The organism is Alcaligenes sp. RM2 (assembly GCF_052931795.1).
Genome location: NZ_JBRFIO010000003.1, coordinates 242,099 through 255,862, shown reverse-complemented (window position 1 = coordinate 255,862; position 13,764 = coordinate 242,099). Strand labels below are relative to the sequence as shown.

The following is a 13,764-nucleotide window of genomic DNA, read 5'->3' as shown; positions in this document are numbered from 1 at the left end:
ACTGGCGTTCCTGGGCCTGCTTCCCTGGCTGGTTCCCCATCAATCCCTGGCTACCTCCATGCTGATTTTTGCACTCTTTGCCAGTGCATACAATTTAGTCTTCGGTTATGGCGGCATGCTATCGCTAGGACACGCAGCCTTGTTTGGAGGTGGAGCTTATGCGGCTGGCATCGCGGCTGTCCACGGCCAACTCCCTTGGGAACTATCTTTGCTGTCTGGCGCCTTGGTGGGTTTGGGGATCGGCCTGCTCTTTGCTTTTTTATCCTTACGGGTGCGTGGAATCTACTTTGCCATGATCACATTGGCATTGGCGCAATGTGCGTACTTCTTCGCTTACCGCAATCCAAACTGGACCGGAGGGGACAACGGCTTGCGAGGCGTGCCCCCCTTGGAAATAGACTGGGGATTCTTACAACTGTCCAGTTCCGACCCACTCAGCAAGTACTACCTGATTTTTGCAATTGTAGCGGGCGCTTTGAGTCTGCTGCGTGCCTTGCTCTACACCCCCCTGGGTCGCTCCTTGTCCATGATCCGTCAAAATGAGCAGCGTGCAGCAGCTTGCGGTGTGCCTGTTCTACGTGTTCGGCAGATCACCTTTGCAATCTCCGGCTTGCTGTCCGGTTTAGCAGGAGCTCTATATGCCTATCACATAGGAACAGTCCCCCTGGAGACGCTCTCGGTCCACCTGTCCGGGCAAGTAGTGATGATGGTGCTACTAGGGGGCATGGCCACTTTTGTCGGCCCGGTGGTAGGAGCGGTTGTCTTTCTAGGCGCTGAAAACCTTCTTTCTGACTTGACTGACTACTGGCAAATGATCAGCGGTATTTTGTTCATGCTGCTGGTACTGTTTTTCTCAAAAGGTATTTGGGGTGGCGTTCAAGCAATACGACAGAGCCGTCCTGCGGAGCCAAAGCCATGACACACGACATTATTCTTTCCGCCCAAGGTTTGAGCAAAACTTACAGTGGCTATGTCGCCAATAGAGACATCAGCTTTAACATCCGACGCGGAGAGCTGCTTTCAATTATCGGCCCCAACGGGGCCGGGAAAAGCACATTATTCAACATGTTGAGCGGCACCATCAAACCCGATACTGGTCAACTTTTGTTTAAGGGCCAAGACACCCGGTCTACCCCCCGGCACCGGTTTGTCAATATAGGTATTGCCAAGTCTCATCAAATCACGAGCCTCTTTCTGGAAAGCACTTTGGCGGAAAATATTTTTCTAGCCTTGGAAACTCCTAAAACCACCCTGAATTTCTGGACTGTACGCGATGAGCGCCCCCAGGCCCAAGAGCGCATCACAGAACTGCTAGCCATGGTCAGACTGGATCATAAGGCCGGTTTACTGGCTAGTTCCCTATCTCATGGAGAGCAGCGTGCACTAGAGATTGCCATGGCTCTGGCCAGCGATCCAGAGCTGCTTTTAATGGACGAACCAACGGCCGGCATGGGACCACAAGAGACAGTACAAATTATCGAATTGATCCAGGCATTGCGCCAACAACGCACCATTGCACTAGTCGAGCACAAAATGAAGATGGTCATGGATATAAGTGATCGGATTCTTGTCCTCCATCACGGTGCCCTACTGGCCGAGGGCCCTCCCACCGACATCATGAACAATGCCGAGGTCAAACGTGTTTATTTAGGGGAAAAACATGCCGCCCACCACTAGTAGCCCACCGCAAGACACGCTGCTGCACATTACCGGCCTCCAAGCCTGGTATGGGCCCAGCCATATTCTTCAAGGTATCGACCTCTCCGTTAAAGAAGGTGAACTGTTAGCTATTCTAGGTCGAAATGGCGCCGGCAAAACCACTACCTTGAAGGCAATAATGGGCCTGGTACCGAAAGTCCAAGGATCAGTCTTGTACGGAGGACAAGAAATACTTGCCCGGCCCGCCCATCAACGCTTCCGCTACGGTCTGGGCTACGTCCCTGAGGAACGCAGGATCGTCCCGGGACTTACGGTCCTGGAAAACCTGCAGTTAGGTCTGGCAGCGACACCCGGCCAGTACAAGCTGACAGAGCGTATTGAGGAAATTGCACAAACCTTCCCCCGCCTGAAAGAACGCTTCAAGCAAGCAGCCAGCACCATGTCTGGTGGGGAACAGCAAATGCTAGCGATTGCACGTGCCCTGATGAGCAATCCGAAGCTCATTTTGCTTGATGAGCCCTCTGAAGGGATTATGCCCAAACTGGTCGATGAAATGTTTGCGCTATTTACCGAGCTGCGCCAGCAAGGAAAAACGTTGGTTTTAGTCGAACAAAATGTGGCTCTCGCTCTGGAGATCGCAGACCGTGCGGTGATTATCGACAATGGCACTGTTGTGCACCGTGCCAGTGCTGCCGAACTACTAATCGATCAAGAAATGCAGGACCGCTACTGCGCAGTTTAAAAAGAGTCTGTCATGTCCAATATTGTTTTACTACATGGAGCTTGGCACGGAGGCTGGAGCTGGGGCGGCCTACAGACCTTGCTAGAGCAACATGGCCACCGGGTTTTCACACCCACCTTCACAGGCTTGGGAGACCGTGCCCACCTTCTGACACCAGAGGTTGGGATACACACTCACATACAAGATATTGCGATGTTCTTGCAATATCAGGAGCTCGATGACTGTGTCCTGATCGGACATAGTTATGCGGGTCTGATCATGCCCGGCTTACAAGAGCAACTGCATATCACCGGCAGCACGCACATACAACGTGCCATTTATCTCGATGCTGTCCTGGTCCCTTGCGGTCAAAGCTGGTCCGACGCACACGACCCCGCGACACGCCGACAACGCTTGATTTCCAGCTACCAGGGTAGCAACAGCACAACGGTCTTTCCTGTCCCCACGGTTGCAAATATGGGGGTACATGACCCAGCAGACATTCGCTGGGCAGACCGCATGCTGACGCCGCACCCCGCCCGCACCTACACAGATATACAAAATGTAGGCCCAGACTTATATCCCGGCATCTACGTAGACTGTACTCAACCTGCTCTAAGCGCTCTGGAAAGCAGCAAGCTATATGCCCGCCAACTAGGCTGGCATTATCTGGAACTACAAGCTGGCCATGACTGCATGATCTCCCATCCCCTTGAAACACTACAAACTCTGAAGCCTTACCTATCCTGCGCAACTCCTACTGTTTAAGCGTTCCCTCTTTAACAAAACAAGCCCGCTAACAGCGGGCTTGTTCACACTCCAGAACCGGCACTGTTGACTCGCGCTCCAAACCTCCAAGAGATTCCGCCGAAAAAACAAACAGCAACGACGATGAACGTCTAGGATATCGACCCAAGGCCGTCATGCTGCCTTGCTCTAATTCGATCGATCCTTTCTTAACGTCAGCGACAAGGCAATCGAATCATGAGACATGCGCACATGGCCAACCCCCTTTCTCAAGGGCCCGGCTTTCCCCCTCCTTCTGCAACCCGGTATCTGAACGCGGCCCAAGCTGGCTGCTTGCAACACCCGCCCCTGGGCCGCGCAGGACGCAGCAAAACAGGCCTGATCAAGGCCCTGGCAGTAGCAAGTCTATCTGCCGCTCTGGCCGCTTGTGGTGGCTCTGAAACCAGCTCGGGCCCGGCCACCGCCCCCGAAACCCCCACCAACCCGGAAAAACCTGACACACCCAGCTCTCGTCACGCCCTGATCATTGATCTGGACGGGGCCACCTACCGCGCTGTGCAGCAAGGCATGGCAGCGGGCAGCCTCCCCAATCTGGCCAAACTGAACGTCCAACTGGCCTATAGCGGCGGTGTGGTGGGCACCCCCAGCCAACAAGCCAATCTGGACATGCCGGGCTGGGCCAGCCTGCTGACCGGCACCTGGGCCAATCGTCACGGCGTGGTATCTACGGCACCAGACCAGGTCTTGCGTCAAAACAGCCTGTTTCACTCTGCCCAACCAGGCCAGAATGCCGCGGCCGTTGCATCCAGCGGACTGGCCCATTTGCTCAAGGCTGACCATGATGCCGAGCGTCTGCACGAGCTGGCCGATTGTTCTGCACAAGCCGTCACCCTGTCCTGTGTCTCCACCCAGGCAATGAAGATGATTGAAGGGAACTACCGCAAGGTTCTGGTTCAGTACCGTTCTGCCAAAGATGCGGCATTGGATTTTGGTGTCGAGTCACCTGACTACCTGGCCACCCTGAGCAAGCTGGACAAGGAGATCGGTACCTTGATGGCGGCCACGGCCAAGCAGCAGGATCGCCAATGGTTGATTGTCGTGACAGGCAACCACGGTTTGAGCGAGCATGGGCAAGACAATGGCCTGCCCTTGCTGTCCCAGTCCGCTACCTTCCTGGCCTTCAACCAAAGCGTCAACACAGGGGAACAAGGCGTAGGAGCCAGCCTGCCCCAGACACTGGCCGAGCTGTATCAGTACAACAGCCTGGTTGATGTCGCTCCCACCGTCATGCGCTATCTGGACACGCTGCCCCCAGCGGCAGAATACAAGCTCGATGGCAGCAGCCTGCTGGGCCCACAAGCCGTGTCCAATCTGAATGCCACCGTCGTGGACAACAATTCTTCGTCCGTGGCCATCAAGCTGGACTGGAAAGCACCGGCCGACGCCCCCATCGATATCCTGCGCGATGGCCAGGTCATTGCTTCGCGTCTGCCCGCAGGGACACAAAGCTATACCGACAATCAGTTGACGGCCGACCTGAGCAGCAAAGGCACGTATCAGTTTGACTACACCGTGCAGGCAGGCTCGGGCGAGCAGGCCGCCTGGCGCAACCTGATCAGCCCGCCCATCTCCTACTTGCCGCCTGTGCCATTGGCCACCACCTTGCGCAACGGTCTGCTTTCTTACTACCCCTTCAGCGCGACCCTGCCGCCTGTTGATGCACAAGGCAACAGCAGCATGGCCCCCGCCTCTGCCGATCTGCCTTCGGCCGCAGGGGTAGTGGTGCCCGGCCCCTTTAGCGGCACGCATGGGCTGCTGGTCGATACCAATCATGTCACCGTGGAAGGGCTGGAAGGCTACCGCATGACGCCAACACAAGGCTTTGATATTTCCACCGGCAGCAGCCCCCAGTTCACCATCGGCTTCTGGTATCAGGTGCCCCAGTGCATTGACCGCAATAACGTCACCATCCTGTCCAACAAGAACTATGTCAGCGGTGGCAATGCCGGTGTGGCGATTGGCCTGTTCAGCAGCTCCACCAAGAATCAGTGTGGCGTGGCCTTCAATATTGGTTCAGGCGGTGTTCGTGCCGACGGCCCCACCAATCCCTACACGCAAATTCCGGTAGGCCGCTGGGTCTACATTGCCTTTGCGGTGGACGGTGTGGCCAAGAAGATGAACATGCAGATCTTCGACCCGGTCATCGGCCAGACAACGCAGGTTGCAGCTGGCAAATCCACTGGCGCTGTTGATCTGTCCAAGCTCTCTCCCTATCCGCAATGGGGGATTGGCGATGATGGCACCGGCAAGTTCCTGATGAACAAGTGCAATGGCTCGGTTACGCCGCCCTACACCGTGGGCAAATGTGCTGTTGCTTCGCCAACCCAGCAAATGTTTGGTGATCTGGCCATGTGGAATCGTGTGCTGAGCGACGAAGAGCTGCAGTCGATCTATTGGTCCAACAAGCCGCTGTCCAGTTTGTCCACCCACTAAGCGAGCACGCCATGACCTCTTTGACTCTTCCGGCTCGCTTGATGCGCACCTTGGCACTGGCTAGCGTCACGGCCCTGATGCTAAGTGCCTGCAGCGATGGCAGCAGCGGCGACCCTTCCCCAGCAAGCGACACGGGCTCGGGCAGTGAACAGGTGCCCATCGTCACGCCTCCGGCCAGCGGTTCGCTGGGCGAACAAGGCACGGACAAGCCCGCCACCCCCAATTCGCAACTGGACTGCGCTCCCTGACAGAGCACCCCGGCCGGGCTGTGGTCACTGCCGCGCCTGGCCCTCTTGCTACCTTCAATCGACAAGGCTTTCCCATGACTTACCTTAATCGTCGCAATTTTCTGCGGCTGGCCGCCAGCGCCGCTGCCTTGGGGCCCTTTCCCCCCGCCATTCAGAAAGCACTGGCCATCCCGGCCAACAATGCCACCGGCACCATCAATGATGTGGAGCACGTCATTATCCTGATGCAGGAAAACCGCTCGTTTGACCACTACTACGGCACCATGCCGGGAGTACGCGGCTTTAGTGACCGCTTCACCATCCCCATGGCCTCGGGCGAATCGGTCTGGCGTCAGCAAGGCAGCAGCGGCGTGGTGCAGCCCTATTATCTGGACGCGACCAAAGGCAATGCCCTGCGCGTGGGCGGTGCACACGACTGGAATGACCAGCAGGAGGCCTGGGACGGCGGCCGCATGGCCTTTTGGCCCAAAGCCAAATACACCAATGTGGCCATGGGCTACCTGAAGGAGTCGGACCTGTCCTTTCACTGGTCACTGGCCAACGCCTTTACCGTCTGTGATGCCTATCACACCTCCATCAACACCGGCACCTTCACCAACCGCATGTTCCTGTGGAGCGGCACCAATGGGGCCAATGTCACCGGGCGTGCCTGCGTCACCAACTCTAACTGGGGGGGCCTGGGCCCATCCGAAGACGGGCTGGACTGGACCAGCTACCCCGAGCGTCTGCAGGAAGCAGGCGTGCGCTGGAAGGTCTACAACCGTCCCGGCAACAACAGCAATAACAATCAGCTGGTGGCGTTTGCGTCCTACCGCAAGGTCAATGAAGATCTGGCCTCGATGGGCTCGCCCTCGGCCACTTATTCGCCACAAATGGAAGCGCTGTCTCCCTTGTACAAGGGCTTTGGCAATACCATGCCCGACGGCGGCTTTCTGCAAGCCCTTGCCGACGATATCGAGATGGGTGCCCTGCCACAGGTCAGCTGGATTGTGGCCCCTGGCCCTTACAGCGAACACCCCAGCATGGGCGTGCCCGGACAGGGTGCCTGGTATCTGGAGCGTTTGCTGAACATCCTGACGGCCAACCCCGAAGTCTGGAGCAAAACCGTTCTGATCGTGAACTACGACGAAAACGACTGCTTCTTTGACCACATGCCCCCACCAGCCCCGCCATGGCGTCACCGCGACGGCACTCTGGCCGGCAAGTCCACCGTGGATGTCTCGAACGAGTACTACACCATGCCCGCCCCGGATGGAGACTCGCGCAAGCTGCCCCCCGATGGCCGCCCCTTTGGTGCCGGCCCCCGTTTGCCAACCCTGATCATTTCTCCCTGGAGCGTGGGCGGCTGGGTGAACTCCCAGCAGTTTGACCACACCTCCGTGCTGCGCTTTCTGGAGCAGCGCTTCGGTGTGCAGGAGCCCAATATCAGCCCCTGGCGTCGAGCCGTATTCGGCGACATGCGCTCCTGCTTTGACTTCAAGTCCCCCAATGCCAACAAGCCTGCCCTGGTGTCAGCCCCCACCCGCGATCAGGCCGATGCCACACTGGCGCAGCAAGTACAGGCGGGCAAGGTTCCCATGCCGCCTGTGGGTTCCGAGCCCATGCCCACACAGGATCTGATGCTACGCCCCTCCCGTGCCCTGCCTTATCAATTGCATACCAGCGCCAATGTGGATCTGGACAAGGACAAGGTGTGGCTGACCTTCAGCAATACTGGCACCCAAGGCACCGTGTTCCATGTGTACGACGAGCTGCATCTGTCCGAGTACCCACGTCGCTTTACCGTGGAAGCCGACAAGATGATTTCGGACTCCTGGACCGTGGGCGCAGACCAGAACGGCGACTACAGCTTGTGGGTGCTGGGCCCCAACGGCTACCACCGTCATTTCAAGGGCAATCTGCACGCCCTGCGCCAAGGCCCCAAACCCGAAGTCCGCGTCTGCTACGAGCCCAAGGCCAACACCGTCTCCCTGACCATCATGAACGTGGGTAGCGAAGCGGCGACCGTCACGGTCACCGCCAATGCGTATCGGGAAGATGGCCCATGGGTGTACACCGTGGACCCCGGCATGCAGATTGACGCGCGCTGGTCGCTGGAAGGCTCGGCCAACTGGTATGACTTCACCGCCACCATGGGCGAACATTTCGAGCGCCGCTTTGCTGGCCGTCTGGAAAATGGCCGCGACGGGATCAGTGATCCGGCCATGGGCGTCGCACGCTAGTCATACTGATCAGGCAAGATAGGGCAGCCAGTCCCGAAAAAAAACAGTTAGAGAAACACGATGACGCTCAACCAGATTCGGGCCTTCGTCATGGTGGCCCAGCACGGTGGCTTTACCGCCGCCGCGCGGGCCCTGAACATGAGCCACACCACGCTCAGTTCACAAATACAGATGATTGAACGCGAATACGGAGCCGAGCTGTTTCATCGCCGGGGCCGGCGTGTCGAACTGTCCACCCTCGGGCTGGAAATGCTGCCCATGGCCCGGCGCATGATCTCGCTGGAATCCGACATGCGCCAAATGCTGGATGGCACGGGCAAGCTGCACTACGGCACCCTCAAACTGGGTGCCGTCAGCCCTTACCACGTCACCGAACTGATCGAGTCCTTCCACGCGGTGTACCCGCGCATCAAGCTGTCCGTCAAACTGGGCAACTCCGAGCTGGTCCTGGACGATCTGGACAAGTACGTCTGCGATGTCGGCGTCGTGGCCAGTTGCCAGCCCCAGCGCCGCTACTACATGCAGCCCTATGCCCGTTATCCGGTCATTGCCTTTGTGCGCCATGACCACCCCTTTGCCAAGCGCGATGCCATTGCCCTGGACGAACTGGCTGGCGAGCCTTTGCTGATGCGTGAGGAAGGCTCCACCACTCGCAAGGCGCTGGAAGATGCCTTGCATGAACACAAGATCAAGGTGGATATCGCCATGGAAATCGGCAGCCGGGAGGCCTTGCGCGAATCCGTGGCTCGTGGCCTGGGAGTGGGTACGGTCTCCGAGTCCGAATACGTGCCAGACCCGCGCCTGCGGGTGGTGCGTATCCAGAATGAGCCGGTCTGGACGCAAATCCATGTCTGCTGTCTGCACGAGCGACGTGAGTCGCGCCTGGTGGCCGCCTTCTTCGAGGCCATTGCTCAACACCAAAGCGCCCTGTCCAGCGCCTGCAAGCTACGTGCCTAGTCGCCTGACGGCGCAATACCTGAAGCACGCCCGGCCATACTGATACCTGGCATAAAAAAAGCGGGGCATAAAGCCCCGCCCTTCCCTTTACGCCTGATTCAATGCCCCCACGAAATCAGGGTGTTTCGCCTTGTGCCAGACGCGCCTGGATCGCCTGGACAATGGCTGGGAAGTCCGCAATGGTTTCAATCACGTAGTGCGCGCCGGACTGGCTCAAACGCTCGCTGGCTCGCTCGACTCGTGCTTTTACTTCAGCTGGGTCTGCAGTCTCCAGTTCGGTCAGCGACAAGCCCACTTCGTTACCCGACAGGCTCAAGCCCACCGTCCACATCCCCGCACGGCGGCCTTCTTCGATACCGGGCACGGTATCGTCCACTTTGATGCAACGACGCACATCACCCACGCCCAGAGCCAGAACATTGGCCAAGGCCATGAAAGGACCGGGACGACCACCCGCAGGCAACTCATCACCAGCGATAACGCAATCGGGAGCCAGGCCCTGGCTGGCTGCAGCAGGTAGCAACACATCAAGCACCTGACGAGGGTAGCCCGAGCAGGAACCCACTTTGATGCCCTTGGCACGTAACTGCTCCAGAACAGCTGCCGCCCCTTCAATCGGAGCCGAGTACTCGGCTACTTTCTCGATCTGCATGGGCATGAAACGCTCGTAGATGGCATCAATATCGGCATCCGTGGAAGCACGCTCGAACTGGGCCACCCATTGGTCCTGAATCGATTCAGTCGCCAGCAAGGTACGGATATGATCGCGCTTGGACAAGCCCATGGGACCACGTGCCTGCTCCAGGCTGATCTGAATCCCGAAGGTGGCAAAGGCATCCACAAAAATCTGTGTCGGTGCCAGAGAACTGAAATCGACCAGCGTGCCAGCCCAGTCAAAAATAACGGCCTCCACCTTGTCCGACATAAGCGTATCCAGAGCATTGAAATTCTGAGTCATTATTGAAAAACCTTCAGTTTTGAAAACAAACCGGATCAATAGCCGGGCTTATACCTGCACAGCATCCAGAGTCTGTGCACCAATGAAATTACGTCCTCGTGGGCCTTCCAGAGCCTGGGCAATTCGTTCTTGCCACTGCTCGGGAGCCAGACCGTAAGCGGCCGGGTCTGTACTGACGCCCAGCCCCTGCAGAAAACGGGCCAGAGCCGTCACCGCCTGCAGGCCGTTGTGCGCATCAAAAATGGACAACAGCAAGCGGTCCAGATCGGCATCCTGCCCCAGTGCCATTTGCATTACATGGGGCAAGCTGAAGGAGCAGGCGATACCATGCGGCAGCCCTTGTTCCAGAGTCAGCTCGTAAGACAGGGAGTGAGCCAGAGCCGTCTTGGTATTGGAGAACGCCAGCCCTGCCATGACGGCTGCAACCGCCAGTTGGCCGCGCAGCTCCAGGTTGGACAGGTCCTGCATCAGCAGTGGCAGGCTGCCCATGATCTGGCGCGCTGCCGCGACCGCCAGACTGGCCGACACCGGATTGCGGTTGATGTTCCACAACGACTCCAGAGCGTGCGACAAGGCATCCAGGCCACTGGCCAAAGTCGCTGCGGCAGGCAGGCTGCGCATCAAGCCCGGATCAATAATGGCGGCCTGAGGCCAGGTCCAGGGCAGATGCAGGGAGTACTTGCGCCCCTGTCCCTTGTCCCAAATCGTTGCCCAGGGGGTAACCTCGCTCCCGGTGCCTGCCGTGGTGGGCACGGCAATCAGGCTGCGCACCCGCCCTGGAGGCTGGCTCAGGCTGGCCTTGCCGGACAGGCAGTCCAGCAATTCGGAAAACGTGCCCGAAGGCGTGCTGCTCAGCATGGCTTTGGCGCAATCGATCACGCTGCCACCACCCAGAGCAATGATGCACTCCACATCGGGATGATCGCGCCACAGGCGCTCATACAGCGGGGCCAGCCAGGACACATCCGGATTGGGCTGTATATCGGTTTCGATCGCCACCAGTTGATCGCCCAGCAAGGCTTGCAAACGATCGCACTGGCCCAGTTCACGCGCTTCGGGAAAGGCAATCAGAATGGCTCGCCGTGTTCCCAGATGCTCGGGCAGACGCTCAAAAGCCCCATGCCCTGCATCGATCTGAACTGGATTGAAAAAATGCCACATAACAATCTCAAAAGAAAAACTGCAATCAATCGCGCCCGTTGTGGCGAATCGCTTCGCGCAGGCGGTTGGAGATAAGGTCGGCCACCACCACCATCACGGTAATGACCACAATGCAGGTCGCTGTTTCCTGGTACTTGAACAGTTTCAGGCTGCTGACCAGTTCAAAGCCCAAGCCGCCAGCCCCCACCATGCCCAGCACGGTGGCCGAACGCAGGTTGACCTCGAAGCGATACAGGATCACGGCAATCCAGGCGGTAATAACCTGAGGCAAGACACCGAACACAATCACCTGCAAAGGACGCGCGCCGGTAGCACGCAGGGCATCCAATGGCCCCTGGTCAATTTCCTCAATGCTTTCGGCAAAGAACTTGCCCAGCATTCCCACTCCATGTACGGCCAGAGCCAACACACCAGGAAAGGGGCCCAGACCCACGGCAGCCACAAACACCAGGGCCAGAATCAGCTCATTGATACTGCGGATGATGTTCAGGCTTTGGCGGGTAAAACCGTACAAGTAGCGGTTGACCTTCAGGTTACGGGCAGCCAGAAAGGACACGGGAACTGCGCCGATCACGCCCAACACCGTGCCCCAGATCGCAATCTGAATGGTCTCGATGGCCGGAGCGAGCAAATTGCCCAAAATGCTCCAGTCCGGTGGAAAGGTGCGGCTTAGAAAGTCGGCAATTTGTGGCAGGCCGGCAGCAAACTCGGCGGCGCTTAACTGCGCCCCCTCTGCGCTCCACTGCAATCCCACCATAATGGCGGCCACCATCAGGGCGGTCAGAATCCAGCCCTTGGCGCTGGTCGGGGTAGACATGACCCAGGAGTACTTGCTGTCCATCTTCACGCTCCCTTGGTAACAATGCTTAGCGGTTCGGCCAGAAAAGAAGCGGCATCACCCGTACTGCCCGACACACCGCTGTGCCCAAGCTCGGGGCCGGGGTAAATGCGTGCCAGATCATCCTCAGTCATCTGCTCCGGGGCACCGTCATACACCACACGGCCATGAGCCAGACCCACAATGCGATCCGCAAATTCGCGTGCGTAATCAACCTGGTGCAGGTTGCAGACCACGGTAATGCCCAGTTCCCGGCTGGCATCGTGCAGATAACGCATCACCAGACGGGCCGTTTTAGGGTCCAGACTGGCAACCGGCTCGTCGGCCAGAATGATGCGCGGGCGCTGAGCCAGCGCACGGGCAATGCCCACCCGTTGACGCTGACCACCGGACAGGGAGTCGGTACGGGCCTGGGCCTTGTGAGCCAGCCCGACCCGTTGCAGACAGTCCTGGGCCAGAGCGATATCTGCCCGGCTGAACAGTTGCAAAATGGAACTCCACACGGGCACCGCTCCCAGGCGCCCAGTCAACACATTGCGCAGCACCGACAAGCGCGGCACCACATCGTGATGCTGGAAAATCATGGCAACCTGGCGCCGCAAAGCTCGCGTATCCTGGGCGGACATGGCGTCAATGCCGGCCACGGACAACTCGCCCGTATCCGCTTGGGCCAGCCGGTTCATGCAGCGCAGCAGGGTGGACTTGCCCGCCCCGGACTGGCCTAGTACCACCAGGAACTCGCCAGCCTCTGCATCCATGTCCACACCACACAGCACCTTATTGCTGCCGTAGCACTTGTTCAGGCCACGCACACGGATCATTTCATGCTCCGCAGATCCAGATCCAGCACCTTGGCGGTATCGCGCACTACGTTGTAAGCCGCGTCAGTGGTAGGCTGGAAGCCATTGAGCATGCCTTGATCGCCCCAAGGAACATTTTTGATATTGGCCAGAGCCTTGGCGACTTTCTCTTTCACGCTTGGATCCAGATCCTTGCGCCAGACCATGGGCGACTCGGGAATATCGCTGGACGACCAGACAACTTTCAAATCGCCTTCGGCCAACTGACCCTTGGCAATGGCGCTGGTATAAATACGGTCTGCAACAGCGGCAGCATCAACTTTCTTGTTGGCCACGGCCAGCAGGCTGGCATCGTGCGAACCGGAGAACACCACACGGGAAAACAGCACCTCGGGCTTGTAACCGTCGTTCTCCAGACCCGCTTTAGGGAACAGGTGGCCGGAGGCGGAACTGGGGTCAACAAAGGCAAAGGTGCGATCTTTCAACTGCTCCACATTTTCAATGCCACTGTCTGCGCGCACCACGATCAAGCTCTTGTAAGCGCTTTTGCCCGTCTTCTTGGTCACAGCCACGGCAAAAGCTTCTACATCGGCCACCGAATTGGCCAGCACATAAGAGAATGGGCCCAGATAAGCCACGTCCAGCTTCTTGGCACGCAGGGCTTCGATGATGCCGTTGTAGTCCGTGGCGACAAAGGGCTCGACCTTCATGCCCGACTCGCGCTCCAGCTGTTCAATCACCTGCTTGCTGGATTCGATCATGGCTTGGGAATCCTCGGCAGGGATCAAGCCAATGGTCAGCGTGTCCTGTGCGGCCTGAGCCGCTGTACCGAACACCGAAAAAACAGCTGTAGCGGCCGTTGCCGCGATGAAAGAGCGGCGGGCAGTCTGAAATACGTTCTTGTTCACGGCAGTCGTCCTTAGGGTTTGTAGGAGGAATGCCGACATCTTAGGAAGGTCA

13 protein-coding genes are annotated in these 13,764 nt (G+C 58.2%); 8 read left to right on the top strand and 5 right to left on the bottom strand.

Annotated features, from left to right (window positions below; all coding sequences use genetic code 11):
- Window positions 1-58: 58 nt before the first annotated feature.
- The 8 genes from ACU6HM_RS12865 (at window position 59) to ACU6HM_RS12830 (ending at window position 9,047) form a co-directional block, all read left to right on the top strand.
- A complete protein-coding gene (locus ACU6HM_RS12865) occupies window positions 59-919 on the top strand; it encodes a branched-chain amino acid ABC transporter permease (protein WP_009460736.1) in 861 nt (286 codons plus the stop codon).
- Window positions 916-1,677 (top strand): ABC transporter ATP-binding protein, encoded by a 762-nt coding sequence (locus ACU6HM_RS12860; RefSeq protein ID WP_009460734.1) that lies wholly within the window; start codon window positions 916-918, stop codon window positions 1,675-1,677. The genes ACU6HM_RS12865 and ACU6HM_RS12860 overlap by 4 nt, the downstream gene beginning before the upstream one ends.
- Window positions 1,661-2,401, top strand: coding sequence for an ABC transporter ATP-binding protein (locus ACU6HM_RS12855; protein WP_009460732.1), 741 nt, complete (start codon window positions 1,661-1,663; stop codon window positions 2,399-2,401). Before ACU6HM_RS12860 ends, ACU6HM_RS12855 begins: the two co-directional genes overlap by 17 nt.
- Before the next feature lie 12 nt (window positions 2,402-2,413).
- Window positions 2,414-3,148 (top strand): alpha/beta hydrolase, encoded by a 735-nt coding sequence (locus ACU6HM_RS12850; RefSeq protein WP_446763908.1) that lies wholly within the window; start codon window positions 2,414-2,416, stop codon window positions 3,146-3,148.
- 216 nt (window positions 3,149-3,364) lie between these two features.
- On the top strand, window positions 3,365-5,620 hold the full coding sequence (locus tag ACU6HM_RS12845) for a hypothetical protein (protein ID WP_446763907.1): 2,256 nt from the start codon (window positions 3,365-3,367) through the stop codon (window positions 5,618-5,620).
- 11 nt (window positions 5,621-5,631) lie between these two features.
- The gene (locus ACU6HM_RS12840; protein WP_446763906.1) at window positions 5,632-5,868 is read left to right on the top strand and encodes a hypothetical protein; all 237 of its coding nucleotides are present in this window, start codon (window positions 5,632-5,634) and stop codon (window positions 5,866-5,868) included.
- A gap of 74 nt (window positions 5,869-5,942) precedes the next feature.
- Window positions 5,943-8,090, top strand: a complete 2,148-nt coding sequence (locus ACU6HM_RS12835) for a phosphocholine-specific phospholipase C (RefSeq protein WP_369327150.1) — start codon at window positions 5,943-5,945, stop codon at window positions 8,088-8,090.
- Between the two features lie 60 nt (window positions 8,091-8,150).
- Window positions 8,151-9,047 carry a LysR substrate-binding domain-containing protein gene (locus ACU6HM_RS12830; protein WP_052159501.1) on the top strand — a complete coding sequence of 299 codons (897 nt, stop codon included), beginning with the start codon at window positions 8,151-8,153 and terminating at the stop codon, window positions 9,045-9,047.
- 115 nt (window positions 9,048-9,162) lie between these two features.
- On the opposite strand, the gene phnX is transcribed toward ACU6HM_RS12830, so the two are convergent.
- Genes phnX through phnD form a run of 5 tightly spaced genes read right to left on the bottom strand, consistent with a single transcriptional unit; the run spans window position 9,163 to window position 13,712 of the window.
- On the bottom strand, window positions 9,163-10,005 hold the full coding sequence (gene phnX / locus ACU6HM_RS12825) for a phosphonoacetaldehyde hydrolase (protein ID WP_446763905.1): 843 nt from the start codon (window positions 10,003-10,005) through the stop codon (window positions 9,163-9,165).
- 48 nt (window positions 10,006-10,053) lie between these two features.
- On the bottom strand, window positions 10,054-11,166 hold the full coding sequence (gene psrA, locus ACU6HM_RS12820; protein ID WP_369327151.1) for an iron-containing alcohol dehydrogenase PsrA: 1,113 nt from the start codon (window positions 11,164-11,166) through the stop codon (window positions 10,054-10,056).
- Window positions 11,167-11,191: 25 nt separating this feature from the next.
- Window positions 11,192-12,007: a phosphonate ABC transporter, permease protein PhnE gene (gene phnE, locus ACU6HM_RS12815; protein ID WP_009460720.1), complete on the bottom strand. Its 816-nt coding sequence runs from the start codon at window positions 12,005-12,007 to the stop codon at window positions 11,192-11,194.
- 2 nt (window positions 12,008-12,009) lie between these two features.
- Window positions 12,010-12,825 (bottom strand): phosphonate ABC transporter ATP-binding protein, encoded by an 816-nt coding sequence (gene phnC, locus ACU6HM_RS12810; RefSeq protein ID WP_446763904.1) that lies wholly within the window; start codon window positions 12,823-12,825, stop codon window positions 12,010-12,012.
- A complete protein-coding gene (phnD, locus tag ACU6HM_RS12805; protein WP_022983585.1) occupies window positions 12,822-13,712 on the bottom strand; it encodes a phosphonate ABC transporter substrate-binding protein in 891 nt (296 codons plus the stop codon). Before phnD ends, phnC begins: the two co-directional genes overlap by 4 nt.
- Between the last annotated feature and the right edge of the window lie 52 nt (window positions 13,713-13,764).